Origin of the sequence: Microtetraspora sp. NBRC 16547 (assembly GCF_030268965.1) — a bacterium.
Lineage (GTDB): Bacteria > Actinomycetota > Actinomycetes > Streptosporangiales > Streptosporangiaceae > Microtetraspora.
Map to the genome: position 1 here is coordinate 282,483 of NZ_BSSE01000001.1, position 24,653 is coordinate 307,135.

The following is a 24,653-nucleotide window of genomic DNA, read 5'->3' on the forward strand; positions in this document are numbered from 1 at the left end:
CATTATCGGCTGGTGCGCGTCGCCGTGATGGAAACCGAAACCGGATATCCGCCAAGGTCGCAGCGTGGTCTACAGGTCTACAGCCTCCACGCGCATTCGGTCTCCACCACCAAGTACCGGCGTGGTGTGTTCACGGGCGAACTCCTGTCACGACGCGAAGAGATCATGATCGAGGTGAGCGACAGCTTCGGAGCGGAGCTGCGCAAGTTCAACGGCGACAGCGACCACGTGCATCTGCTGGTGTGCTACCTCAAGGGGCGTCTCGGCACGCCTGCTGCGCAAGGAGTTCCCCAGCCACATCCGCAAGTATCTGTGGGGCGGCCTTTTCTGGTCACCGTCGCACTTCGCGGCGTCCTGCGGCAGCGCCCCGCTGTCGACCATCAAGAAGTACATCGAGAACCAGAAACGCCCGGACGACCGTCCGGGCAAGGCGCAAGGCGAGGGAAGCGATTCCTCCCGGGCGTGAACGCCCGGGGTTCCTCGCTAGATCACGCTGAGAACAGGAGGGCGGCCGGACGCCGGAACCGGTCCTGGAACGGTTTCACGAACGGATACCGTTTCGGCGGACAGGAACAATTACGCATCGCGGTTCGTCCTCAAGGGCGAAGGAGGCTTACGCCGTGACCATCACCCATCCGCTGGGCCGCGTGGGGGCCGCCGTTGCGGCGCTCCTCGTCGGCCTGTTCACTTTGCTCGCCTGGAGTCCGTCGGCGCACGCCGACGCTCTCCCGGATGTCAGCACGGTGCTTTCGCACTGGAAGGACAGCAAGGACCCCCTCTACGTACAGGACGGGTCCCCTCTGTCGTCCGGTGACGAGTCTGAGATCCGCGACGCGTTGAAGAACGCGAACACCAAGATCTACGCGGTCGCGTTGCCCGACGGGTCGATCACGACCCAGCAGCAGGCCGGGACCTACATCCAGTCGCTCGGCCTGGCGCTCCGGGAAGCGGGACGCGCCAAGGCGACCGTCGCGGTCCTCGACGGCAAGACCCTCTTCGCCGGTTCCAGCGCTCTCGGACGGTACAACAATCAGGCCGGGCCGATCGCCCGGGCCTCCATCGAGACCAACGACAGCGTCGCCAAGGGCATGCAGGACTTCGCCAACCGCATCGACCTGGCGGCGAAGGGCAAGATCAGGGACGCGCTGAACAACAGGAGCCCGGTGTCCTCCGGCGGCGGCGGAACAGGCCTGCTGGTCATTCTTGGCATCGCCCTTGTCGGAGGTGGCGGTTTGTGGATCTTCGCTCGCCGGGCCAAGCGCAAGCGCGAGGAGCAGGAGGCGGCCGAGCTCGCCGCCGTCAAGAATACGGTCGAGGAGGACGTCACCAAGTTCGGTGAGGAGATCACCGCGCTGGACGTCGACGTCAAGATGCTGCCCCAGTCCGAGACCTCGGGCGACTGGCAGCGCGCCCTCGACTCCTACGAGCGCGCCAAGAACGAGCTCGCGGCCGTCAAGCGGGCCGACGAGCTGCGCACGGTCACCGCGACGCTGGAGGACGGGCGGTACGCCCTGGCCTGCGTCAAGGCCCGCGTGAACAACCAGCCCCTCCCCGAGCGGCTGCCTCCGTGCTTCTTCAACCCGCAGCACGGCCCGTCCGCGCGGAATGTCCACTGGGCTCCCCCGGGCGGCGCCCCGCGCGAGGTCCCGGCCTGTGTGGCGGACGCCGAGGCGGTCGAGCGCGGCTTCGACCCGCAGATGCGCGAGGTCATGGTGAACGGCCAGCGCCGCCCGTACTGGGACGCCGGCCCGGCCTACCAGCCCTACGCCTACGGCTACTACGGCGGTTTCGGCGGCGGCGACATGCTGACCGGCATGCTCGTCGGCACCATGCTCGGCAGCGCGTTCGGCGGCTTCGGTCACGGCGGTTACGGGTCCGGCTATGCCGACGGCCTCGCGGCCGGCGGTGCCGACTCCGGCGGTGGCGGTGACTGGGGCGGCTTCGGTGGCGGCGACTTCGGCGGCGGCGGCGACTTCGGCGGCGGCGGTGACTGGGGTGGCGGCGACTTCGGTGGCGGCGACTTCGGCGGCGGCGACTGGTGATCCGCACCCCGCGTCCCGATCGGATCCTGTCCGGTTCTTGATCGGTTCCTTCTCTCAGGTGACCTCGCACCCCACCGGGTGCGGGGTCACCGCCTTTTCCGGCCATTTGGGGCGATGCCGGGAGAGATCAGGGACGCCGCCTACCATCGTCGCGAGAGACTGGGGGCGTTTCCGCAGGTTTGTGAGGAGGTTCCGTTGCGTCGCTCCCGAGCGTTGGCCGTCGCGTTGGCGGCCTCCGCCGTGTCGTTCCCCGCCCTGCTGGGCGCCGGAGCCGTGCCGGCCGCGGCACCTTCCGCGGGCTGCACCCCGGGCAGCGGTCTGGACCTGCGCGGCGAGGACTTCACCGACGGTGCGCGTCTCCCCCGCAACCTGCGCTGTGCCAACCTCGCCGGAGCCGCACTCGACGGCGTCGACCTCTCGCATCGGGATCTCACACGGGCGATCCTGCGTGACGCGTCCCTCCAAGGGGCGTCCCTCAGCTCGGCCCACGCCGACGGCGCCGACCTGCGGGGGGCGAATCTCACCGGCGCCGACCTCGGCCAGTTCCGCGCCAGGCGGGCGAAATTCCGCGGCTCGCTCCTCATCGGCGTGTACGGGGTGCAGGCGGAGCTCCCCCGTTCCGACTTCACCAGCGCGATCCTCAGCGGGGCGCTGCTGACCCAGGCCGACCTCACCGAGAGCACGTTCGTCGCCGCCGATCTCACCAAGACCACCATGGGACAGGTGAAGGCGAGCGACGCCGACTTCACCCAGGCCACGATGCGCGGCACCAGGCTCGGAGAGGCCCACCTGGAGCGCGCGGAGTTCAAGGCCGCCGATCTCAACCGGGCCATATTCACCCAGGCCTGGCTCGACGGCGCCGACCTGACCGGGGCGAACGTCAGCGGCGCCACCTTCGGGCAGGCGCGCGACGTCGACCTCACCGGATCACGCGGGACGCCCGCCGACGTCCCCGCCGCCCCTACACCCAGCTCCGCGCCCCCGGACGCCGACACCGCTCAGGGCCTCACGGACCAGGCCATCGCGGACGATCCCGTGAGGACCACGGCGGGGCTGTTCCTCGTGGTCCTCAGCAGCATCGGGCTCGGCCTCACGCTGCTCTTCTGGATCGCCTTCCACCGGCGCAGGAAGCGCGACGCCGCCGCCTTCGAGCTGGCACACCAGGCGGTCATGCAGGATCTCACCCGGTTCTGGGACGAGATCAACGCTGTCGTCGCCGAGCTGGAGGCCGGGCGGATCGACGACGCGCTCGGCGAATCCGGCGACTGGCGCGCCGCGCTCGACGCGTACGAGGCGGCCAGGCACGTGCTCACGGTCGCGCGCACGCCGTACGAGCTGCAAGGGGCGGCGGCGGCCGTGGAGCACGGCAGGGCGTCGCTGGGCCGGGTAAGGACGCCGCTGTCAGATCACGGTGGTCAGCGGTGACATGAGGCGGCGGGCCGCCTCGGTGATCGAGCCCGACAGCGAGGGATAGACGGCGAACGTCTGCGCGAGCTGGTCGACGGTCAGCCGGTGCTGCACCGCGACCGACAGGGCGAGGACGAGCTCGGACGCACGGGACGCCACGATGACGCCACCGAGCACGATTCCGGTGTTCGGCCGACAGAAGAGCTTGACGAAGCCGTCGTTGAAGCCCTGCATCTTGGCCCGGGCATTGGTGGCCAGCGGCAGCTTGACGACGTTGGCCTCGACCTCGCCGGCCTCGATCTGGCGCTGCGAAACGCCGACGGCCGCGATCTCGGGGTCGGTGAAGATGTTGGCGGCGACGGTGGCCAGGCGGATCGGCTGGACGGCCTCGCCCAGGGCGTGCCACACGGCGATCCGGCCCTGCATGGCGGCGACGGAGGCCAGCATCAGCACGCCCGTGCAGTCGCCCGCCGCGTAGACGCCGGGCGCGGAGGTCCTGGAGACCTTGTCGACCTCGATGAACCCGCCCCGGTCGAGCCGTACGCCGGCCTCCTCCAAGCCCATGCCGGAGGTGTTGGGGATCATGCCGACGGTCATCAGGCAGTGGCTGCCCTCGGCCGTCCTGCCGTCCTCAAGCGTGACGACCACGCCGTGCTCGGTGCGCTTGACCGACGCGGCGCGGGAGCGGCCCATGACGTTCATCCCGCGGCGCCGGTAGACCTCTTCGAGCACCTCGGCGGCGTCGGCGTCCTCGTTCGGCATCATCCGGTCGCGGGAAGAGACCAAAGTCACCTCGGAGCCGAGCGAGCGGTAGGCGCCGGCGAACTCGGCCCCGGTCACGCCGGAACCGACCACGATCAGGTGCTCGGGCAGCTCCTGCAGCTCGTAGATCTGCCGCCAGGTGAGGATGCGCTCGCCGTCCGGCTCGGCGCCGGGCAGCACCCGCGGGTGCGCGCCGGTCGCGACGATGACGACGTCGGCCCGGATGGTGCGGTCACCGGCCCGCACGACCTGCGGGTCCACGAGCCGGCCCTTGGCCCGGATGATCTCCACGCCCTCGGCCGCCAGTCGCGCGGCGACGTCCGCCGACTGCGCCTGCGCCAGCTCCTTCACCCGCTTGTTCACCAGGGGCATCTCGACCATGACGCCGCCGGTATCGCCGTCCGGCCCCCCGTCGAAGTGGACGCCCACCGAGGCCGCGTCCAGCAGCGCCTGTTTGCGGACAGAGGTGGCGATCAGCGTCTTGGACGGCACGCAGTCGGTGAGCACGCACGCGCCGCCCGGCCCATCCTGTTCGACGACGGTGACCTGCGCTCCCAGTTGGGCGGCGACCAGTGCCGCCTCGTACCCGCCAGGGCCGCCACCGATGATCACAATCCTTGTCACGTGCCCATTCTCCCGCATAATCCCGCTCGTCACAGATGTGGGGGCATGCAAGGGTACGACGTCGCGGCGACCACACGAGATGGCAGGTCATGGCGGGTCGTGCGGCATGGCCCTCTCCGAACGCGCGTCGTGGTTTAGGCTTCGTGCCGTGCCTGTCTACGCCGCCTACAGCAGCAACATGGACCCCAAGCAGATGGCTGAGCGGGCCCCGCATTCGCCGATGCGCAGCACCGGCTGGCTTCCCGGCTGGCGGTTGACCTTCGGCGGGGAGGACGTCGCCTGGGAGGGCGCGCTCGCCACCATCGTGGAGGACTCAGACGACCAGGTCTTCGTGGTCCTGTACGACGTCCCCGAGTGGGACGAGGCATCGCTCGACCAGTGGACCGGGACCGAGCTGGGCTTCTACCGCAAGGTGCGGGTCCGGGTCGCGACGCTCGACGGCGACGTGCTGGCCTGGTCCTACGTCCTCGACTCCTACGAGGGCGGCCTGCCATCGGCCCGCCACCTCGGCATCATCGCGGACGCGGCGGAGAGGGCCGGGGCGCCGGACGACTACGTCAGGCACCTGCGGACCCGCCCCTGCAAGTCGCTGGGCGGCTGACGACTCCTTCCGCGCCTCCTCCCGAACCGCGAAGCCTCCCGAACCGCGAAGCGCTCACCGGGCCATTAAAAAGGGTCCTTTACTATCACCTCGCGCCAACTTATCGTGACGGTGAAAGTCGACGGGGGCGACACGGCTGACGTGCCGGCGGGCTGTGCCCCGCGCGGTACGCGGGTGACCTCTCGGAGGCGTCGATGAAGGTCTACGGAGGGCGGCGCGGGCTCGCGTCCCTGTTACTCGCGCTGAGCACCGGCCTGGCGACCGTCGGATACGGCGCGCTCTCGATCACACCGGCGGAGGCCGCCGTGACGCCCGTACCGTTCAGCTCCGTGGTCCCCGCGGTGGCCGTCTCGACTCCCACGTCGGGCGTCACGTACGGCATCGGCGCCGCGACCACCATCTACACCGAACCCGGCTCGACCGCCGCCGCGTCCGTCGGCGGCTACCTCGCCGGACTCCTCCGCCCCTCCACGGGATATCCGCTTCCGGTCACCGCCGCGTCCGGCTCCTCCCCGTCCGACGGGATCTCGCTGCTTCTGTCCGGCGCGCCGAGCAGCGCCGGGAACGAGGGCTACCAGATGGACGTGACGGCCGACGCGATCGTCATCCGCGCCAACCGACCGGCCGGGCTGTTCGCCGGGGTGCAGACACTGCGCCAGTTGCTTCCGGCCGCCGCCGAGAGCACGACGGCCCAACCCGGCCCGTGGCCCGTCGCCGGCGGAAGGATCGTCGACTACCCGAGATTCGCCTACCGCGGCGCGATGCTCGACGTCGCCCGGCATTTCTTCCCGGTGTCCACCGTCGAGCGCTACATCGACGAGATCGCGCTCTACAAGATCAACCATCTGCACCTGCACCTGTCCGACGACCAGGGATGGCGCATCGCCGTCAACAGCTGGCCGGACCTCGCGGTTCACGGCGGGAGCACGGCCGTCGGCGGCGGGGCGGGCGGGTACTACACCCAGGCCGACTACCAGCAGATCGTCGACCACGCCGCGTCGCGCCACATCACGATCGTCCCCGAGATCGACATGCCGGGGCACACCAACGCCGCCCTCGCCTCGTACGCCGAGCTGAACTGCAACGGCGTCGCCCCGCCGCTCTACACGGGGACGGACGTGGGGTTCAGCTCGCTGTGCACCTCGAAGGAGCTCACCTACACCTTCATCGACCAGGTCGTCGGAGAGCTCGCCGCGCTGACGCCCGGGCCGTACGTGCACATCGGAGGCGACGAGGCGTCGTCTACCCAGCCGGCGGACTACGCCGCGTTCATCAACCGGGTGCAGCAGATCGTCGCGGCGCACGGCAAGACCGTCGTCGGCTGGCACGACATCGTCAACGCCACGCCGCTGCCCTCGACCGTGGCCCAGTTCTGGGGCACCACCTCGCGGAACGCGGCCGTGACGAGTGCCGCCCAGCGGGGCACCAAGATCATCATGTCTCCGGCCAACCTCACCTACCTCGACATGAAGTACAACTCCCGGACCACCCTCGGCCAGAACTGGGCCGCCTATATCGACGTCAAGAACGCCTACGGCTGGAACCCCGGGGCGTACCTGAGCGGCGTCGGCGAGTCCTCGGTCCTGGGCGTCGAGGCGCCGCTGTGGACCGAGACCCTGAAGACCTTGCCCGACCTCGAATACATGGCCTTCCCGAGGCTGCCGGCGATCGCGGAGCTGGGCTGGTCGCCCTACAGCACCCACGACTGGAAGGCGTTCGGTCAACGGCTCGGCGCCCAGGGCCCCCGCTGGCGCGTCATGGGCCTCAACTACTACCGCTCCACCCAAGTGACCTGGCCGGCCGGTTCGTAGGCACCCCGTAGTCACCCGTACAGGTCACCCGTACAAGCCGGACGATCACGTCTCCACGCCCGCCTGAACCAACCCCACCAGGCCGGCGCCAGCACGAAGGAGGTCGTTCCATGCCCGTTCTCGCCGTGCCCGTTTTCGGCACACGTTCCCGGCCGCTCCTGTCCCGATTACTCGTCGTCCTGCTCATGGCGTTCGCCATAGGAGCCATCGACACCGGCGGTGCGACGGCCGCCACCCTCGGCTCGACGGAACTGACGACGGGGTGGGCACTGAGGTCGGCCACCAACTTCACCGACACCGGCGCCGCCATCTCCCGGGTCGGTTACAGCACCGCCTCCGGCTGGAACCCGGTCACGCTTCCCTCGACCGTGCTGGCCGGGCTGACCGCAAACAACGTCTACCAGAACATCTATTTCGGGACGAACCTCAAGTCGGTCCCGGACCTGACAGGCCAGAAATGGTGGTTCCGCGGCGAGTTCCCCGCCGCCGCGACGGCTCCCGGCCAGGTCTACTGGCTCCGCTTCAAGGGGATCAGCTACCGCGCCCAGATCTGGCTGAACGGGACCCAGCTCGACGCCAACGCCGTGGGCACGATGGTGAACCACGAGTACGACGTCACCAATCTGATCAACCCGGGGGCGGCGAACGCGCTGGCCATCCTCGTGACGCCACCCGTCCACAACTGCAAGGACCTGTCCTTCTGCACGGTGGACTGGAACCCCGAAGCCCCCGACATGAACGCGGGCCTGTGGGGCAGAACCCTGCTCGACACGACCGGCCCCGTCGCGCTGCGCGACCCGTACGTCAAGACCGTCCTGCCGCTGCCCGCGACGAACTCCGCCGACCTGACCGTCTACGTCGACGCCGTCAACGCCACGAACGCGCCGGCCACCACCACCGTCAGCGGGACGATCTCGAAGCCGGGCTACCCGACCGTCTCCGTGAGCCAGAACGTCACGCTCAACGCGGGCGAACGGCGGGAGATCACCTTCACCCCGGCGGCCTATCCGCAACTGCACGTCACCGGCCCGGCCCTGTGGTGGCCCTACCAGTTCGGCAGCCCGGAGCTGTACCGGCTCTCGGTCTCCGCGGCCACCGGCGGAGCCACCTCGGACAGCAAGTCGATCGACTTCGGGATCCGCCAGTTCACCGACTACCGGACCACCGTCAACGGCACCTCGTTCGCGGGCTACAAGGTCAACGGCCAGAACATCATGTTCCGCGGCGGCGGTTACGTGTGGGACATGCTGCAGCGCTGGGACACCAGGACGAACGCGGCGCACATCCAGTACGTCAAGGACATGGGGCTCAACACGATCCGTCTGGAGGGCACCCTCGGCAACGAGGAGCTCTACGACATGGCCGACAGGGCGGGCATCATGCTCATGCCCGGGTTCGTCTGCTGCAGTGTCTGGGAGAACGACAGCGGCTGGTCCGCCGAGCAGGCGCAGGTGGCGGGCGCGTCCCTGGACAGCCAGATGCGGGCGCTGCGCGCCCACGCGAGCACCTTCCTGTGGACGTACGGCAGCGACCAGCCGCCGACCGCGGCGCACCTGACGGCCTACAAGAACACCGCCACCGCGCTGCACTGGCAGAACCCCACCCTCGACAACGTCGCCACCTGGTCAAACGCCAACGCCGGCATGAAGATGGACGGCCCCTACGTGTGGGAGCCGCCGGTTCTGTGGTGGGACACCACCAAGGCCGGAAGCGCGTTCGGCACCACCGGCGAGGAGGGCACCGAGTCCCCGCCGCCGCTGGAGAGCCTGCAGAGGTTCCTCGCCCCGGCCGACCTGTGGCCGATCGGAACCGCCTTCAACTATCACGCGGGCAAGCCGGGCAGTGTCTTCGCCACCATCACCCCGTTCACCGACGGCGTCAACAAGCGGTACGGCACCGCCACGAGCGCGGCCGACTACTCCAAGAAGTCGGAGCTGCAGAACTACGAGAACACCAGGTCCTTCTTCGAGGCGTGGAACGCGCACGAGCACACCCAGTCCTTCGGCACCATCTTCTGGATGCTGAACAGCGCCTGGCCGTCGGTCCACTGGAACCTCTACGACTACTACTTCAAGCCGGGCGGCGGGTACTTCGGCAGCAAGAAGGCCAACGAGCCCGTGCACATCAGCTACGACTACGCCACCAAGAAGGTGTTCGTCGTCAACTCCACGCTCGCCGCGCGGAACGGCCTGACGGCGACCGCGACCGTGTACAACATCCCGGACCTGTCGCAGAAGTACACGACCCAGACGGCCGTCAACGCGGCCGCCAACGCCTCCACGCAGGTGCTGACCATTCCCGCGATCACCGGCCTGTCGACGACCTACTTCGTGCGTCTCCAGCTCAAGGACGCCACGGGCGCGGCGGTCAGCGACAACCTCTACTGGTACTCGACCCAGGGCGACGTCCTGGGCAACAAGACCAACTGGTACCAGTCGGCCGTCAAGACCTACGCCAACCTCACCGGCCTGGGCGGCCTGGCCGCGAACCCGAACGTGACGGCGACCGCCACGCGGACCGTGTCCGCCGGTCAGGAGACCGCGACCATCACGATCAACAACACGAGCACGACCAACATCGCGTTCTTCCTCCGGCCCGAGATCACCGCCGGGAACGGCGGCAACGAGGTCGTGCCCGTCAACTACACCGACAACTACGTCTCGCTCTGGCCGGGTGAATCCACCACGATCACCGCCACCTACCAGACGAGCGATCTGGGCGGCCAGGCGCCCTACCTACGGGTGAGGGGCTACAACGTCCCCACCGCGTCGATCCCGCTTCCCTAGCGCCGGCATGTACGCGGTGGAGGTCCCTTCGCGCGAGGGATCTCCGCCGCCGCCGGGCTGCCGGCCCGTGCATTGGAGAACATCTTTGGAGAACATCGCCGAATTCCGCCGGGCTGATTCTGGCAGGTGACGTGGCTAGGGCGGTTCATCCACTTCTGTACGCTCGGTGAACGTGACCAACGACGCTTACGCAGTTGCGGCCGAGGCCGCGGCCACCCTGAAGAACCTCACCGGCATCGGATCCTTCGACGTCGCCCTCGTCATGGGGTCGGGCTGGGTCCCGGCCGCGGACGCGATCGGCGAGACCGTCACCGAGTTCCCCGTGACGAAGCTGCCCGGATTCGCCCCGCCCGCGGTCGCCGGGCACGCGGGCACGATCCGCGCGATCAAGACGGCGTCGGGGCAGAACGCCCTGATCCTGCTCGGCCGTACGCACCTCTACGAGGGCCGCGGCGTCGAACCGGTCGTGCACGGCGTCCGCACGGCCGTCGCCGCCGGCGCGCGCACCGTGGTCCTGACCAACGCCGCGGGCGGCCTGCGCCCCGAGACCCAGAACGTGGGCGACCCCGTCCTGATCAGCGACCACATCAACATGACCGGGGCCAATCCGATCACCGGCGCCAACTTCGTCGACCTCACCTCGGTCTACTCGCCGCGGCTGCGCGACCTCGCCCGCGAGGTGGACCCGTCCCTGGCGGAGGGCGTCTACGTCGCCTTCCGGGGCCCGACGTACGAGACCCCGGCGGAGATCAGGATGCTGCGCACCCTCGGCGGCGACCTGGTCGGCATGTCCACGGTGCTGGAGGCCATCGCGGCGCGGGAGGCCGGGGCGGACGTGCTCGGCATCTCCCTGGTGACCAACCCGGGCGCCGGTCTGGTGGGCGAGCCGCTCAACCACGAGGAGGTCCTGGAGGTGGGGCGCGCCACCGCCGCCCGGATGGGCGTGCTGCTCGCCAAGGTCGTCGACAAGCTGTAGGAGTCCCGATGAGCGATCTCGTACAGCGGGCGCGCGAGTGGCTGGCCCAGGATCCGGACCCGGAGACCCGGGCGGAGCTGGAGGCGGTCCTCGCCCTCGACGACGAAACGGAGCTGGCCGCCCGGTTCGGCTCCCGGCTGGAGTTCGGCACGGCCGGCCTGCGCGGCGAACTGGGGGCCGGCCCCGCCCGGATGAACCGCGTCACGGTGATGCGCGCGGCCGCCGGCCTGGCCCGCGTCCTCGGCCCTGGACGGCACGTCGTGATCGGCTACGACGCGCGGCACAACTCGGACGTGTTCGCCAGGGACACCGCCGCCGTGCTGACCGGCGCGGGCCTGCGGGCCTCCGTGATGGACGGCCGGTGGCCGACCCCCGTGCTGGCATTCGCGGTACGCCACCTGGGCGCGGACGCGGGCGTCATGGTCACCGCCTCGCACAACCCGCCGCGCGACAACGGCTACAAGGTCTACTGGGGGGACGGCGCCCAGATCGTGCCGCCTGTGGACGGCGAGATTTCGCGGGCGATCGACGCGGTCGGCCGGGTGGACGAGCTGCCTCTCGGCGACACCGGGGAGACCCTCACGCACGAGGCGATCGTCGTCCCCTACCTGCGGGCTCTGGCCGCTCTCCCGATCGGTGACGCCCGGGACGTCCGCATCGCGTACACGCCGATGCACGGGGTCGGCGCGGGCACCCTGTCGGAGGCGTTCCGGAGCGCGGGCTTCGCGGCTCCGGAGATGGTCGGCGCGCAGCGCGACCCCGACCCGGACTTCCCGACCGTGGCCTTCCCCAACCCGGAGGAGCCGGGCGCGATGGACCTCGCGCTCGACCTCGCCGGGGAGATCGGGGCGGACATCGTCCTGGCCAACGATCCGGACGCCGACCGATGCGCGGCCGGGGCGCGTCTCCCGGACGGCGGCTACCGCATGCTCACCGGCGACGAACTCGGCTCACTGCTGGCCGAGCACGTGCTGCGGAACACCTCGGGCGACGACCGTCTGGTGGCGACCACCATCGTCTCGTCGTCGCTGCTCGGCAAGATCGCGGCGGCGCACGGCGTGCGGCACGCGGAGACGCTGACCGGCTTCAAGTGGATCATGAAGGCGGGTCCCGGCCTGGTCTTCGGCTACGAGGAGGCACTGGGCTACAGCGTCGGCTCCGGCACCGGGCTGCCCGTCCATGACAAGGACGGGATCGGCGCGGCGCTCGCGGTCGCGGGCCTGGCCGCCGGGGCCCGGCGGGACGGCCGGACGCTGCTGGACCTGCTCGACGACCAGGCGCGGCGGTACGGCCTGCACGCGACCAGCCAGCTCTCTGTCCGGGTCGAGGACCTGTCGCTCATCGGGCAGGCCATGACGCGCCTGCGCGAGGCGCCCCCGGTCAAGCTCGGCGGCCGCGAGGTCGAGTCCGCGGAGGACCTCGGCGCCGGCCTGTCCGGACTGCCCCCGACCGACGGCCTCCGGTACCGGCTGGCCGGAGGAGCCCGCGTGGTCGTCCGGCCCAGCGGCACGGAGCCGAAGCTCAAGTGCTATCTGGAGGTCGTCGTCCCGGTCGCCGGACCGGAGTCCGGCGACGTCACCCGGGCACGGGCGACCGCCGCGGCCGACCTGGCCGCCCTCAAGGCGGACCTGTCCGCCGCGCTCGGAGTCTAGGCCGGTTTTTCGCAGCGCTGATCGGCCGTGCGGGCAACAGCACGGACGGCCGATCAGACGGCGTGATCAGACGGCGTACGCACCGCTCAGGCGAGGGCGATGGTCACCGCGACGAGGACGACCGCCGCCGCCACGCCGGCCAGCGCCACGGGCGACCAGGACGTGCTGGTCGTCCCGGAGGCGGTCCGCTTGCGCAGCACGGCCATCTCCAGGAGCTGCTGGGCCACCCAGTCGGCGTGGGTGCGTCCCAGCACGGCCGCCTCGTGCGGCCGCTGGTCGGACGCCGGCTTCCTGGACGCCCGGCGCGCGGCTTTCGCCCGCTCGCGGGCGCTCGGCTGGGGGCTCCAGCAGCGGACGGCGGTGTCACCGGCCACGATCACGATCGCGTTGGACACCCGGACCTCGTCCACCGAGCTCCACGGCACGTACGCGTTCCGGAACGGGTTGCGGATCCGGACGCCGCCCTCCTCGGGGATAATCGCCGGGCGGAGCGCCAGCAGGCAGACGAACACGGTGATGACGCCGAGCACCGCCCCCGCGATCAGCGCCGATGGCATGCTGCCACGGACGATCAGGTCCCCGGTGTTCCACGCGGCGAAGATGATCCACGCCCAGCCGAAGACCCACGCCAGCTTCGATCGGAAAACCTGTCTCATGCCTGCCACTTCAGCTGCGCGAAGCCCGGCTTGATCACACCGTTGATCAGGGCGAGCCTCTCGTCGAAGGGGATGAACGCCGACTTCATCGCGTTGACCGTGAACCACTGGAGATCGTCCCAGCCGTAGCCGAAGGCGTCCACGAGCTTGGCGAACTCCCGCGACACGTTCGTCGCGCTCATCAGCCGGTTGTCGGTGTTGACCGTGACCCGGAAGCGCAGCCGGCGCAGCAGCCCGATCGGGTGCTCCTCAATGGACGGCGCGGCCCCGGTCTGCAGGTTCGACGTCGGGCACATCTCCAGGGGGATGCGCTTGTCCCGGACGTACGCGGCCAGCCGGCCGAGCTTGGCCTCGCCGTCCTCCGAGAGCGCGATGTCGTCGATGATCCGCACGCCGTGGCCGAGCCGGTCGGCTCCGCACCACTGGATGGCCTGCCAGATCGACGGCAGCCCGAAGCCCTCACCGGCGTGGATGGTGAAGTGCGCGTTCTCGCGCTGGAGGTATTCGAAGGCGTCGATGTGGCGGGTGGGCGGGTAGCCCGCCTCGGCTCCCGCGATATCGAACCCCACCACGCCCGCGTCGCGGTAGCGCACGGCGAGCTCGGCGATCTCCATCGAGCGCGCCTGGTGCCGCATGGCGGTCAGCAGCGTGCCGACCCTGATCCGCGGGGTGCCGTCGGGGCCGATCGACCCCAGCCGGAAGCCCTCGATGACCGCCTCGACGACCTGGTCCAGCGTCAGGCCGCCGGAGGTGTGCTGCTCGGGCGCGTACCGGACCTCGGCGTAGACGACGCCGTCGTCCGCGAGATCCTCCGCGCACTCGGCCGCCACCCGGACCAGCGCCTCGCGGGTCTGCATGACCCCGACGGTGTGGTCGAAGGTCTCCAGGTAGCGTTCGAGCGACCCCGAGTCGGACGCCTCCTGGAACCAGACGGCCAGGTTGGCGGCGTCGTCGGACGGCAGCTTCGCGTAGCCGGAGTCGCGGGCGAGGTCGATCACCGTCTGGGTGCGCAGGCCGCCGTCCAGATGATCGTGGAGCAGAACCTTGGGGGCCCTGCGGATCTCCTCAATCGTCGGCCGGCTCATGCGTCCACCTCGTCGACCTTGCCCAGCGGCGCGGAGTCCGGTCGTGTCGGAGGCACGCGATGAGGCACCGATCGCGTCGGAGACGCGCAATGAGGCACTGCGCGAATCGCGCAGTGCCTACTGATTCGCTCGCTCATGGGTTCTCGTCACTCCTCCGCGCCTGGCAGCCCCCGGGATCGCCGGATGCTGCACTCACTCATCTCGGCATCCTATGCCACCTGCGGAAACGCCGATCATGTGCTGTTTGCCGATTATGAGTCGTCGCGATTGGCAGTCTCGGGCGAGAACGCCGGAAGGCAGACGGCGACGTACTCGGCTCCGGAGGGCCCGGATCGGTAGCGGATCTTCTCTCCGGGATCGCTGACGAACGCCTGACCTGCCCCGACCTCGGTGCTTCCGCCCTCGTGCTCCACGATCACCGATCCCTTGAGCACGAGGGTGTACTCGCCGAACTCCGGTGTCTGCGGCGGCTCCTCCCAGTCGGGAGGCGCCTGCATGTGCGCGATCGAGACCCTTTCGTCGCCGCTGTTCACCCGGCCGACGTACTCATCGATGATCTTTCCACCTGGAACCGGGATCCGGGTGGCCGCGTCGATCTTCCTCACCATGCCCACAAGTCTGTCAGTGCGCCACGTCGATCACGATCCGGGACGGCCCCGACTGCGACAGCACGCGGAACCCGGCCTTGCGGCCGAGGACCAGACCCACGCTGACCATGCCCTCGAAGTCGCCGTTGTTCACGATGTGCCGCACGTTCGGCAGCTTCGCGGCGACCTGGAGCGGCCCCTTCCAGGTGGATTTCCCGGCACTGTCGTGCGCGGCCGCGGGGGTGACGCGCACCTGGAGGTACGCCCCGCCCGTGAGGCCGACGGCGGAGCCCGATCCGTCGTAAACCAGCTTGTCCGTCCAGTTCACGGAGTAGCCGGTCATCGGCCCGTTGAGATCGATCACGACGCGGTCGAAACCCGCGTGCTTCGCGAACCTGACCCCGGTCACCTTCGGCGGCTTGGCCGGGTTGCGGGTCACTGTGACCGGCTTGGTGCTCGTGGGCGGCGCCGGCGCGGACGCCGCCGGCTTCGCCGCGGCCGTACCCGCGGGTCCGGACGTCCGGGCGGCAGCGGTGGCAGCAGTGGCAGCCGTGGGATCGGCACCTTGGGCGGCGCCGGACGGCGCGTGCGCGCCGGTGTCCGGGACGGACAGGGAGGCGACCCGCCCGGCCGGAGCGGCGGTTGCGCCGATACCGCCGCTCCCGCAGGCGAGGGTGGCGGCGACCGGAACGAGGGTGAGAGCGAGGGCGAGCGACGTCTTCTTCATGGCAGCCTCTTTCGAACGTTCCAAAGCTGACCAGCGCGTTTTCGCGCCAACCGATTAGACGCATGCTTCCGACTCGGGGTTCGGATCTCCGTTAATGTGGCCGCCGCAGCGCATCTCATATTCCGAAATATGCGCAGTTTCCACCCGACAAGTGGAGGGGCAGTGATCATCGAGCCACGCCGCGGGCGCGGCCCGCTTCGCCGCCGGACCCGCCTGGGCACGGCGCGGACGTGCGCGGCATGAGCGACCTGAGCAGGCTCGCCGGCTTCGAGGCGTTCGTCGCGGACCAGGCTCAACCACTGGCCCGAACGGCCCTGCTGCTCGCCGGCGATCCGCGCTCCGCACACGCCCTCGTGGTGCGGACACTGGCCCGGGTCGCCTCTCGCTGGAGTGCCTTGCGCTGGGCGTCCCCGGCCGAGTCTGCCCGCAATGAGCTCTTCACGCGCTACCTCAAGAAGTTCCCGGGTCACGGGGACAGCGCGGGTCTCCCGTCCGCGGCGCACCTGGACGTCCCGGCCACACCCGGGAGGTCGTACGCCCGGGAGGCACTGGCGGCGTTGTCCCCGCTGCGCCGCGCTCTGGTCGTCGCGCACTTCCACGAGCGACTGCCGGAGTGGCCGGCCGCGAAGCTGTGCGGCGTGGACGTCCCCACAGCGCAAGCGGAGATCGCGCTCGCTCTTGAGGAGCTGCTCCACCGCGTTCCCGGCCTTTCCGCCGACCCGGAGCCCACCTCCCCCACGGCCGCAGGGCCCGGCGCGACCTCCACCACAGGCACGACCCCCACCGCCAGTACGGCTTCCATTACAGCTACGGCGTTCAGCGGTACGGCCACCGGCGCGGGGTCGAATGTCGTCTTACCTGACGAGAGGAACGCGCGCGAGCCACAGGCGCGGGAGGCGTCGTCGGCGACGGTGTGGGCCTCTCCCACGACGGAATCGAACGTCCTGGCGTCGGCGACTTCCTGGGCGTCTCCGACTCCGGAGCCGGAGATCAGCGGCTTTCCGAAGGATCCCGCCTGGGCGTCGGTGCCGCCATCAGTGGTCCCATGGGGCGGGTCCGCCGCCCCGGCGGAACCGACCGGCCCTGTCAGGACCGACCCGATCGAGGAGGCGCTGCGCCGGGAGCTGGACGCCATCGCCTCCGAGATGCCACCCGTCCGCGTCGCCGACGAGGTCCTCAACACCGCCCGGCGACGCCGTGCCTTCCGTGTCTCCCTCATCGTCGGCGGCTGCGTGACGCTGGCCGCCGCCATAATCGTGCCCTTCGTCTTCGGCGTGGCCGTTTACGTCAGCGCGGTGAGGGGCGCGTCCGACCGAGCCGTGCCCGAGGACACAACGGACGATCCGTACTACGGGATCTACGAGGACGATCTCGCCGAGGAGGGCCCCGGCACGCTCCCGTCCGTCGTCGACACCCCGATCAGCTACGCCTACCGGACGTCCTGCGTAGCGGCCCAAGCGAGCTCGGGCTGCGAGGAGTGGCGCGTGATCACAGAGGAAGGACAGGCCTACCTGATCCCCGATGCGGGGGTGGAGGACAGCCCGCGCGCGAACCACCTGCTCGTGATCAGCAGGGATGGGAACCAGATCGCCTACTACAGCTCGAGCTTGTCCGAATTCGTGATCGTGGATCGCCGTCACTCCGTTCCGGAAGCCGCCGAACTCATCCCGTCCGGGCAGGAGCTCACCAAGGACACTTCGCTGACCATCTCTCCCACGGGGCGCTGGCTGGCCACCGACTTCGGTTTCCGCAAGGGCGCAGGACGGCCCCGGCTGCACGACGTCACCGCGAAACGCACCTGGACACTGCCTCAGCGCATGCGGATCCTGGCCGTCTCCGACGACGGCACTGTCCTCGGCACGATCGTCACCCGCGTGAACACCACTCGGGTCACCGAACTTGTACGGATGCGCCCAACCGGCCGGGTGCTGAGCCGGGTGCGCTTCGGCGCCGGCTCGCTCGCCACCGGAACCGCCCTGTCTCGCGACGGCCTCGACCTGGCCCTGATCAAGAAGATCACCCGTCCGGGGAAGGCCGAGAGAAGGGTGCTGGTCACCGTTGACCCGGCCACCGGGCGGATCCGGAACCTGTGCGCGCCGGACCTGCCCAGGGGCCTGCATGCCGTACGCGTCCGAAGCTGGGTGAACGACCGCGAGGTCATCGTCGAGGCCACGCGCCGCGCGGGTGGCGCGCGCTCCATCCACGCCGTCGACGTGTTGTCGGGCGTCACCCGTGGCGTGATCCTCGACGAACAGAACCGGTTCACCTCCCCCTGGACCCCGGGTTCGCTGGGCTGACCCGCGCGTCGCATGGCAGAGGTGTACTCCCGGGCCTTCGTCACGTTCGTGGCCAGGTCCGCAATCGAATCGAGTACCAGCCGGTCATCCGTCCAGGGCTGGTACTCAGCCCGCCGCTGCTGAACAGCTTCCCAGGTCGGCGTGGCGGCCACGGGCCGATCGTGGACGCAACCTCGATGACAGGCGTCCGTCCGATGGTTGTGGCGCATCGGCCCCTCGACGGCGCCTTTCAGCTTTAGGATATTCTTGAATTCGATCGGCGGGCGGCGAGGGGGTCGCATGAGCGAGTGGGAGATCTTCTTCACCGATGAGGTGGGAGAGCTCCTTGACTCGCTCTACGACACCGATCGCGACTCGCACAAGCTGGTCAATCAGGCGATCTTGATTCTGGAACGTAATGGTCCGGCCGAAGGCAGGCCACTGGTGGACACCGTAACCGGATCCAAGATCCCCAACATGAAGGAGTTGCGGCCCGGTTCGACCCGTCGCAGCGAGATTCGTATCTTGTTCGTCTTCGACCCGTGGCGAGCAGCCATCTTGCTGGTTGCGGGAGACAAGGCGGGCAACTGGGAACGCTGGTATCGGCGGGCGATTCCGCGAGCCGAGCACCTGTACGACATCTACCTGACAGAGCGGCACAAGGAGATGAACCAGTGAGCAGCTATCGCAAGTGGCGCGAGAGCGGTCACTTGGAGCGCGCGATTGAAGCCGCCGGCGGCGTAGAGGCGTTCGAAGACGAGGTTCATCACCTGCGCGAGGAGGCGCAGGGGTGGCGGCTCGCGGAGATGCGCAAGCGCCGTGGGCTTACCCAGAACCAGGTCGCCGAGCGTATGGGCATATCTGTGGCTCGTGTGTCACAGATCGAAAAGGGCGATGTGTCCACTCGCGAGGTCCTGGACCGTTACGTTGCCGCGCTCGGCGGCACACTCAAGCTCGTCGCGGATTTCGGCGATGAGCAACTGAAGGTCAGCTGACGCGCCGGACGGAGCCGGAGGGTCCTCGGGTTCGACACCGTGCAGGTCTGAAGGTGCGTTGGGCGGAGATCGAGAACTTCCCCGCATTTCAGCGATATATAGCGAGGAACCCCGGGCGTTCACGCCCGGGAGGAATCGCATCCCTCGCCTCGCCCGGACGCTAGTCCGGGCGCTTCTGGTTCTCGATGTACTCCTTGATGATCGACAGTGGGCCGTCGCCGCAGGACGCCGCGAAGGGCGACGGTGACCAGAAATGGCTGTTGAACTTGCCGCAGGTGAGGTGCTGGGGCGGATCGGCGTCGGCTGCCCAACCAGGGACAGCGATGCGCAAACGCAGCCGGAGGCCCGATCTTGTGTCACCGTTCGCAGTGGACTTCTTCGCGTACCCGCTCAGATCGGTCAACGGCGCACCCGATAGCGCAGGTGAAGCACCCGGTTGCCCTGAATCACCACGTCAGGATCCTCCAACAGGTGCTGCGCGTGGACCGACCCGAAGTAGCGCTTGCCGGACCCGAACACGACGGGTACGACGTCCATGCGCACCTCGTCGATCAGGCCCGCGGCAAGCACCTGGCCACCGACATCGCCAGCGGCGACCTCGACCATGCGGTCACCCGCAAGCTCCTGCGCCTTGGCCATGGCTGCCTCGACGCCGTCGACGAAGTGAAACGGCGCCTCGGGGTCCCAGCCCTCGGGCATCGGCCGGTGCGACACGACGACCACGTGGTCGATGCCGCCCGGAGGCTTCCCGTCCCAACCGTCCGTCATGTCGAAGACGTGGCGGCCGACGATCGTGACTCCGATCTGGTCCCAGTACGGCCGGGTGTAGTCGTAGGACGTCTGCGACACCTTCAGCTCGCCGCTCTCGTCCAACGGGACGTCACCGCTGGACAACCAGTCGAACAGTGGTCCGGGCTGGTCATTCTCGTCCGCGACGAAGCCGTCCACCGACACCGAGCTGTACATGACCACCTTGCCCACGGGCTCTCCTCCTCTTTGGGGTGCCCCCAAATTAGCGTGTCGTGAGCTGTCGCTTCTTGTAAGAAATCAATCGGCTGGCAGCGGCCAGCTGTCCAGCACGTGGCCGGGATGTTCGCGCAGGAACCGCCGCCGGACTTCGACGTACCGGGTCGGCGTGAGCCCGGTGAACGCCCGGAACTCGTGGCCGAAGTGGGCCTGGTCGAAGTAGCCTGCGCCACCGGCGAGGTCGCCCCAGTCGATCGGTCCGGCGGGGTTGATCGCGAAAACGGTGGCGGCGAAGCGGTAGGTGCGGGCCAGCCGCTTCGGCGTGACGCCGATGAGCTCCTTGAACCGCTGTGCCAGATGAGTGCTGCTGACACCGGCTGCCACCCTCAGGTCGCCGATCGCCACCGCCCCGCTGGTCGCCGCGATGACACTGCTCGTATGGCGGACCAGCCCCAGGCCGGCGGTCTCGCACAGCCGTCGCATTAGCTCCTCCTCGAGCAGCGTCAGCATCTCGTGCGGTCCGTCCGCCGTGGCCAGCCGGTCTCGCAGCTCAGCAATGGCGGGCCGGCCCCAAACCTGCTCTACCGTCACCGGCCGGTCACACAGCTCGGCCGCGGGCATCGGCAGGAACGGCGCCAGCCCCCACGGCTTGAAGTGCACGCCGACGGACCGGGTCCGGAGTGGGTAGCCGAACTCCAACGCGCGGGTGGGCATGGTGACCACGCAGCCGTCGGCGTACTCGGCCGTCTCGATGTCGGTGCTGGCGCGGATGCGGAACGGCGCCCCGAGGTTGACGATGAGCAACGCCGACGGCATCGGCGGCAGCGTCAGCCGGGCGTACGGCGGCGCACCCTCCAGGTAGTAAAGGTCGTCGATCAGCCCGTCCAGCGGCGGTCGCGGCACTCTGGACACGTACTCCACGCCCACAGCATCGCCGCCACCGTGTTCGCGATCAACCCCGCCGGCATCGCGCGCCGGGATGGTCCAGCCGCGCTGCCGCCAGCATCGAGCCGGCGCCGATCCCGGACGAGCGCCCGGCCGCGGACATTTGCGTGGGTTACGCGTGCTGCGTGAGCGATGGAGGATTCTCGGCCCAGGGCATTGCCAACATCGCCACCACCAGCGACGGCGCCCGCCACTGCGGTAAGGGCCTGAACGCGGTCCGCCACCGCAACCGGTGTGAGGGGCGCTTCCCCCGTGGAGCGCCCCTCACGCTGTCGTCAGACCGTTTCGAGGGCCTGCTCCGCGGCGGCGGTCGCCGTACCGGACCGGGAGCGGAGCCGCAGCCCGCTCACCGCGACGGCCAGGCCGAGCAGGGCGAACAGGGCCGAGACGACGATCGCCGCGCGGAAGGCGCCGATCGGGTCGGAGGACGAACCGGACGTCAGGACCGCGGTAACGATGGCGAGCACCACCGCGCCGCCGACCTGACCGGACGTGTTGAGCAGGCCGGAGGCGAGCCCCTGCTCGTCGTCGGAGACCCCGTTGGTGGCCTGGATGTTGAGCGACGGGAAGGAGAGCCCGAACGCGATCCCGAGCAGCACCATCCCGGGCAGGACCATCCCGGCCAGGCTGGGGTGCCTGTCGACCTGGAGGAAGACGGTGTACCCCGCCAGCAGCGCGACCGAGCCGAGCGCGATGAGCCGCCCTGTGCCGAAGCGGTCCGCGAGGTCGCCCATCTTGGTCGAGCTGACCGCGACCAGCAGCCCGGCGGGCAGGAACGCCAGGGCGGTCTGCAGCGCGGACCAGCCGAGCAGGTTCTGGAAGTACTGCATGGCCACGAACTGGAAGCCGACGTACGAGCCGAACAGGATCACCAGCCCGACGTTGGCCCGGACCAGCGGCGCGGACCGCAGGATGCCCAGGCGGACCAGCGGGTGCTTGACCCGGCGCTCCAGCCACACGAAGAGCCCGAACAGCGCGGCCACCGCGACGGCCGACAGCGCGGTGCGGACGACGCTGACGTCGGGGGCCTGGACGACCGTGAACACGAGCAGCAGCATCGCCGCGGTGATCGTGACCGCGCCCAGGATGTCGTGGCCGCCCTCGCCGCGCTCGTCGGAGCGGGGAAGCAGCCGGGCGCCGGCAACGAGGGCGATGATCGCCACCGGGACAGGCATGAGGAACGTCCAGCGCCAGCCCAGCTCGGTCAGCAGGCCGGAGAGCACCAGCCCGAGGGAGAAGCCGCTCGCCCCGCAGGCGGTGAAGATGCTCAGCGCGCGGTTCCTGGCCGGTCCTTCGGCGAAGGTCGTGGTGATGATCGACAGCGCCGCCGGAGCGGTGAACGCCGCGCTCATGCCCTTGACGAACCGCGCCGCGATCAGCAGCGCGCCGTCGGTCATCAGTCCGCCGAGCAGGGACGCGACGGCGAACACGGCCAGCGCGATGAGGAAGACCCGGCGGCGGCCCAGGAGGTCGGCGGCGCGGCCCCCGAGCAGGAGCAGGCCGCCGTATCCCAGCACGTATCCGCTCACGACCCACTGGAGGGCCGCCGTGGACATGCCGAGGTCGGCCTGGATGGAGGGCAGGGCCACGCCCACCATCGACACGTCGAGAGCGTCGAGGAAGATGACTGCGTAAAGAACGCTGAGCGCACCCCACAGGGGCGCCCCCCAGCGCTCGTCCTTCGTGGAGGAGGTCATGGGCGAGGACACTACATGCACATGCATTCAATGCACAAGCATTTAATGCTGTTGCATGCAATGGGGGTGCGTGCTAGGCTCCGCGCGAGAAGGAGGCTGGGATGACTGGGATGGCTCGCCAGAAAACCGGCATCGACGTCATCGACACGTGGCGCGAGTTGCTCGCGCGGCACGCCGCCGTCTCCTGCGCCTTGGAGCGCGAGCTCAGCGACCGGCACGACCTCGGTGTGAGCGAGTTCGAGGTGCTCGACCGCATGGCGGAGGGCCTCGCCACCTGCGACACCGGTGGCGCTGGCGGCACGGGCGGCACGGAGAAGTTCCGCGTGCAGGAGCTCGCCGACAAGGTCCATCTGAGCCAGAGCGCCCTGTCCCGGCTCATCGCGCGGCTGGAGCGCGAGGGGCTCGTCACGCGGGCCATGTGCGAGGCCGACCGCCGGGGCGTGTACGTCCTGCTCACGGAGGAAGGCCGGAAACGGCACGCCGAGGCCGCCCCCACGCATCTCGCCGTCCTCACCGAGCATCTCGGCTGACCGGTTCCTGCCCCTCCCCGCCGGCCGGATCCCGCGCCCTCCCGCCGGTCTGATCCCGCGTCCTCCCAGCGGGCCGCTCGGGCCGTGCGTCTCGGCCTTTCGCGCACATGGCTCGGCCCGGCGCGAGTGAGCTTCGTGCTTTACGGGGCTCGCCCAGGCCGGGCCGTACTTCTAAGCCGTGCTTCTGATGCGTGCGGTCAGTTCCGCGCGATGATCCGGTCGATCACCAGCGGGAGCAGGGCGGGGTCGGTGGTCTCACCAATCTCGTAGGCGCCCTCAAGGACTCCCAGCGCCCGCTCGAACCGTCCCGGCTCGTCGGCGTGCAGAGTCATCAGCGGCTGCCCGGCCCGCACCGTGTCGCCCGGCTTGGCGTGCAGGGTGATCCCGGCGCCGAAGGAGACGGCGTCCTCCTTGCGCTCGCGCCCGGCGCCGAGCCGCCAGGCGGCCACGCCCACGCTGAGGGCGTCCAGCCTGCGCAGCACGCCCGACGACGGCGCGACGACGTCCATCGTCTCGGCCGCCCTGGGCAGCGGCGCGTCCGGGTCGCCACCCTGCGCGCTGATCATCCGCCGCCAGGCGTCCATCGCCGTGCCGTCCTTGAGCGCCTGCTCGGGGTCCCTGGCGCCCGGTACGGCGGCGGCCTCGAGCATCTCCCTGGCGAGCCGTACGGTCAGCTCGACCACGTCGGCCGGCCCGCCTCCGGCGAGGACCTCGACCGACTCCTCGACCTCGAGGGCGTTGCCCACGGCGCGTCCCAGCGGCCGGTCCATCGCGGTGAGCAGGGCGACCGTCCGGACCCCGGCGTCGACGCCGAGCGCGACCATGGTCTCGGCCAGCTCGCGGGCGTCGTCCACGTTCTTCATGAAGGCGCCGGAGCCGACCTTGACGTCGAGGACGAGCGAGCCGGTGCCCTCGGCGATCTTCTTGGACATGATGGACGAGGCGATCAGCGGGATGGACTCGACCGTCCCGGTGACGTCGCGCAGCGCGTACAGCTTCTTGTCCGCCGGGGCCAGGCCGCTGCCGGCCGCGCACACGACCGCGCCGGCCGTACGGATGACGTGCAGCATCTCCTCGTTCGACAGGGACGCGCGCCAGCCGGGGATGGACTCCAGCTTGTCCAGCGTGCCGCCGGTGTGGCCGAGCCCGCGCCCGGAGAGCTGCGGCACGTAGGCGCCGCACGCGGCCACCAGCGGGGCGAGCGGCAGGGTGATCTTGTCGCCCACGCCGCCGGTGGAGTGCTTGTCCGCGGTGGGCCGGTCGAGGGCCGACCAGTCCATCCGCTCCCCGGTCTGGATCATGGCCAGGGTCCAGTCGGCGATCTCCCTGCGGTTCATGCCGTTGAGCAGGATCGCCATCGCCAGCGAGGACATCTGCTCGTCTGCCACGCCACCGCGCGTGTACGCGTCGATCACCCAGTCGATCTGGGCCGTGGACAGCTCGCGCCGGTCCCGCTTGGTGGTGATGATCTCGATCGCGTCGAAACCCATGATCCCCCTCGATCGTGTACGGCTCCCGAGGGAGCCGT

General features: G+C 69.8%; 22 protein-coding genes. 12 read left to right on the plus strand and 10 right to left on the minus strand.

Annotated elements, in window-relative coordinates:
• Window positions 1–12 precede the first annotated feature (12 nt).
• The 3 genes from QSK17_RS01220 to QSK17_RS01230 all read left to right on the plus strand — a co-directional run bounded on the left by QSK17_RS01220 (window position 13) and on the right by QSK17_RS01230 (window position 3,467).
• The gene (locus QSK17_RS01220; protein ID WP_502889112.1) at window positions 13–624 is read left to right on the plus strand and encodes an IS200/IS605 family transposase; all 612 of its coding nucleotides are present in this window, start codon (window positions 13–15) and stop codon (window positions 622–624) included.
• Complete coding sequence (locus QSK17_RS01225) at window positions 621–2,042, plus strand: hypothetical protein (protein WP_285702458.1); 1,422 nt, start codon at window positions 621–623, stop codon at window positions 2,040–2,042. The genes QSK17_RS01220 and QSK17_RS01225 overlap by 4 nt, the downstream gene beginning before the upstream one ends.
• A gap of 195 nt (window positions 2,043–2,237) precedes the next feature.
• Entirely contained in the window at window positions 2,238–3,467 is a 1,230-nt protein-coding gene (locus tag QSK17_RS01230) for a pentapeptide repeat-containing protein (RefSeq protein WP_285702459.1), read from the plus strand.
• Here QSK17_RS01230 and QSK17_RS01235 read toward each other — a convergent pair.
• The gene (locus QSK17_RS01235) at window positions 3,444–4,835 is read right to left on the minus strand and encodes an NAD(P)H-quinone dehydrogenase (protein WP_285702460.1); all 1,392 of its coding nucleotides are present in this window, start codon (window positions 4,833–4,835) and stop codon (window positions 3,444–3,446) included. The two genes, QSK17_RS01230 and QSK17_RS01235, sit on opposite strands and share 24 nt — an antisense overlap.
• A gap of 148 nt (window positions 4,836–4,983) precedes the next feature.
• On the opposite strand from QSK17_RS01235, the gene QSK17_RS01240 reads away from it, so the two are divergent.
• The 5 genes from QSK17_RS01240 to QSK17_RS01260 all read left to right on the plus strand — a co-directional run bounded on the left by QSK17_RS01240 (window position 4,984) and on the right by QSK17_RS01260 (window position 12,661).
• Window positions 4,984–5,436, plus strand: coding sequence for a gamma-glutamylcyclotransferase family protein (locus QSK17_RS01240; protein WP_285702461.1), 453 nt, complete (start codon window positions 4,984–4,986; stop codon window positions 5,434–5,436).
• A gap of 194 nt (window positions 5,437–5,630) precedes the next feature.
• Entirely contained in the window at window positions 5,631–7,247 is a 1,617-nt protein-coding gene (locus tag QSK17_RS01245; protein WP_285702462.1) for a beta-N-acetylhexosaminidase, read from the plus strand.
• A gap of 110 nt (window positions 7,248–7,357) precedes the next feature.
• Window positions 7,358–10,033, plus strand: a complete 2,676-nt coding sequence (locus QSK17_RS01250) for a glycoside hydrolase family 2 protein (RefSeq protein WP_285702463.1) — start codon at window positions 7,358–7,360, stop codon at window positions 10,031–10,033.
• A 172-nt stretch (window positions 10,034–10,205) separates the two neighbouring features.
• The gene (locus QSK17_RS01255; RefSeq protein WP_285702464.1) at window positions 10,206–11,009 is read left to right on the plus strand and encodes a purine-nucleoside phosphorylase; all 804 of its coding nucleotides are present in this window, start codon (window positions 10,206–10,208) and stop codon (window positions 11,007–11,009) included.
• Window positions 11,010–11,017: 8 nt separating this feature from the next.
• Window positions 11,018–12,661, plus strand: a complete 1,644-nt coding sequence (locus QSK17_RS01260; protein ID WP_285702465.1) for a phospho-sugar mutase — start codon at window positions 11,018–11,020, stop codon at window positions 12,659–12,661.
• 86 nt (window positions 12,662–12,747) lie between these two features.
• On the opposite strand, the gene QSK17_RS01265 is transcribed toward QSK17_RS01260, so the two are convergent.
• The 4 genes from QSK17_RS01265 to QSK17_RS01280 form a co-directional block, all read right to left on the minus strand.
• Window positions 12,748–13,317: a PH domain-containing protein gene (locus tag QSK17_RS01265; RefSeq protein WP_285702466.1), complete on the minus strand. Its 570-nt coding sequence runs from the start codon at window positions 13,315–13,317 to the stop codon at window positions 12,748–12,750.
• Window positions 13,314–14,402, minus strand: a complete 1,089-nt coding sequence (locus QSK17_RS01270; RefSeq protein WP_285702467.1) for an adenosine deaminase — start codon at window positions 14,400–14,402, stop codon at window positions 13,314–13,316. The genes QSK17_RS01265 and QSK17_RS01270 overlap by 4 nt, the downstream gene beginning before the upstream one ends.
• A gap of 251 nt (window positions 14,403–14,653) precedes the next feature.
• Window positions 14,654–15,010: a cupin domain-containing protein gene (locus QSK17_RS01275; protein WP_285702468.1), complete on the minus strand. Its 357-nt coding sequence runs from the start codon at window positions 15,008–15,010 to the stop codon at window positions 14,654–14,656.
• Between the two features lie 13 nt (window positions 15,011–15,023).
• Window positions 15,024–15,716 carry an AMIN-like domain-containing (lipo)protein gene (locus tag QSK17_RS01280; protein ID WP_285702469.1) on the minus strand — a complete coding sequence of 231 codons (693 nt, stop codon included), beginning with the start codon at window positions 15,714–15,716 and terminating at the stop codon, window positions 15,024–15,026.
• Between the two features lie 239 nt (window positions 15,717–15,955).
• Here QSK17_RS01280 and QSK17_RS01285 point away from each other — a divergent pair, with 239 nt between their 5' ends.
• The 3 genes from QSK17_RS01285 to QSK17_RS01295 all read left to right on the plus strand — a co-directional run bounded on the left by QSK17_RS01285 (window position 15,956) and on the right by QSK17_RS01295 (window position 18,987).
• Window positions 15,956–18,013, plus strand: a complete 2,058-nt coding sequence (locus tag QSK17_RS01285) for a SigE family RNA polymerase sigma factor (RefSeq protein WP_285702470.1) — start codon at window positions 15,956–15,958, stop codon at window positions 18,011–18,013.
• Between the two features lie 279 nt (window positions 18,014–18,292).
• Window positions 18,293–18,670 carry a type II toxin-antitoxin system RelE/ParE family toxin gene (locus QSK17_RS01290; RefSeq protein WP_285702471.1) on the plus strand — a complete coding sequence of 126 codons (378 nt, stop codon included), beginning with the start codon at window positions 18,293–18,295 and terminating at the stop codon, window positions 18,668–18,670.
• The gene (locus QSK17_RS01295; RefSeq protein ID WP_285702472.1) at window positions 18,667–18,987 is read left to right on the plus strand and encodes a helix-turn-helix domain-containing protein; all 321 of its coding nucleotides are present in this window, start codon (window positions 18,667–18,669) and stop codon (window positions 18,985–18,987) included. The genes QSK17_RS01290 and QSK17_RS01295 overlap by 4 nt, the downstream gene beginning before the upstream one ends.
• Before the next feature lie 160 nt (window positions 18,988–19,147).
• On the opposite strand, the gene QSK17_RS01300 is transcribed toward QSK17_RS01295, so the two are convergent.
• The 4 genes from QSK17_RS01300 to QSK17_RS01315 all read right to left on the minus strand — a co-directional run bounded on the left by QSK17_RS01300 (window position 19,148) and on the right by QSK17_RS01315 (window position 22,595).
• Window positions 19,148–19,390, minus strand: a complete 243-nt coding sequence (locus QSK17_RS01300) for a transposase (RefSeq protein WP_285702473.1) — start codon at window positions 19,388–19,390, stop codon at window positions 19,148–19,150.
• The gene (locus QSK17_RS01305; RefSeq protein ID WP_285702474.1) at window positions 19,387–19,968 is read right to left on the minus strand and encodes a dihydrofolate reductase family protein; all 582 of its coding nucleotides are present in this window, start codon (window positions 19,966–19,968) and stop codon (window positions 19,387–19,389) included. Before QSK17_RS01305 ends, QSK17_RS01300 begins: the two co-directional genes overlap by 4 nt.
• 66 nt (window positions 19,969–20,034) lie before the next feature.
• A complete protein-coding gene (locus QSK17_RS01310; protein WP_285702475.1) occupies window positions 20,035–20,874 on the minus strand; it encodes a helix-turn-helix domain-containing protein in 840 nt (279 codons plus the stop codon).
• A gap of 299 nt (window positions 20,875–21,173) precedes the next feature.
• Window positions 21,174–22,595: an MFS transporter gene (locus tag QSK17_RS01315; protein WP_285702476.1), complete on the minus strand. Its 1,422-nt coding sequence runs from the start codon at window positions 22,593–22,595 to the stop codon at window positions 21,174–21,176.
• Between the two features lie 101 nt (window positions 22,596–22,696).
• Here QSK17_RS01315 and QSK17_RS01320 point away from each other — a divergent pair, with 101 nt between their 5' ends.
• Window positions 22,697–23,125, plus strand: a complete 429-nt coding sequence (locus QSK17_RS01320; RefSeq protein ID WP_285702477.1) for a MarR family winged helix-turn-helix transcriptional regulator — start codon at window positions 22,697–22,699, stop codon at window positions 23,123–23,125.
• Between the two features lie 197 nt (window positions 23,126–23,322).
• On the opposite strand, the gene QSK17_RS01325 is transcribed toward QSK17_RS01320, so the two are convergent.
• Window positions 23,323–24,615, minus strand: coding sequence for a thymidine phosphorylase (locus QSK17_RS01325; RefSeq protein WP_285702478.1), 1,293 nt, complete (start codon window positions 24,613–24,615; stop codon window positions 23,323–23,325).
• Between the last annotated feature and the right edge of the window lie 38 nt (window positions 24,616–24,653).

Coding starts and splice junctions, on each gene's coding strand:
- QSK17_RS01245 (WP_285702462.1), top strand. CDS start 5,631: ATGAAGGTCTACGGAGGGCGGCGCGGGCTCGCGTCCCTGTTACTCGCG.
- QSK17_RS01250 (WP_285702463.1), top strand. CDS start 7,358: ATGCCCGTTCTCGCCGTGCCCGTTTTCGGCACACGTTCCCGGCCGCTC.
- QSK17_RS01260 (WP_285702465.1), top strand. CDS start 11,018: ATGAGCGATCTCGTACAGCGGGCGCGCGAGTGGCTGGCCCAGGATCCG.
- QSK17_RS01265 (WP_285702466.1), bottom strand. CDS start 13,317: ATGAGACAGGTTTTCCGATCGAAGCTGGCGTGGGTCTTCGGCTGGGCG.
- QSK17_RS01270 (WP_285702467.1), bottom strand. CDS start 14,402: ATGAGCCGGCCGACGATTGAGGAGATCCGCAGGGCCCCCAAGGTTCTG.
- QSK17_RS01275 (WP_285702468.1), bottom strand. CDS start 15,010: ATGGTGAGGAAGATCGACGCGGCCACCCGGATCCCGGTTCCAGGTGGA.
- QSK17_RS01280 (WP_285702469.1), bottom strand. CDS start 15,716: ATGAAGAAGACGTCGCTCGCCCTCGCTCTCACCCTCGTTCCGGTCGCC.
- QSK17_RS01285 (WP_285702470.1), top strand. CDS start 15,956: ATGAGCGACCTGAGCAGGCTCGCCGGCTTCGAGGCGTTCGTCGCGGAC.
- QSK17_RS01290 (WP_285702471.1), top strand. CDS start 18,293: ATGAGCGAGTGGGAGATCTTCTTCACCGATGAGGTGGGAGAGCTCCTT.
- QSK17_RS01315 (WP_285702476.1), bottom strand. CDS start 22,595: ATGACCTCCTCCACGAAGGACGAGCGCTGGGGGGCGCCCCTGTGGGGT.
- QSK17_RS01320 (WP_285702477.1), top strand. CDS start 22,697: ATGACTGGGATGGCTCGCCAGAAAACCGGCATCGACGTCATCGACACG.
- QSK17_RS01325 (WP_285702478.1), bottom strand. CDS start 24,615: ATGGGTTTCGACGCGATCGAGATCATCACCACCAAGCGGGACCGGCGC.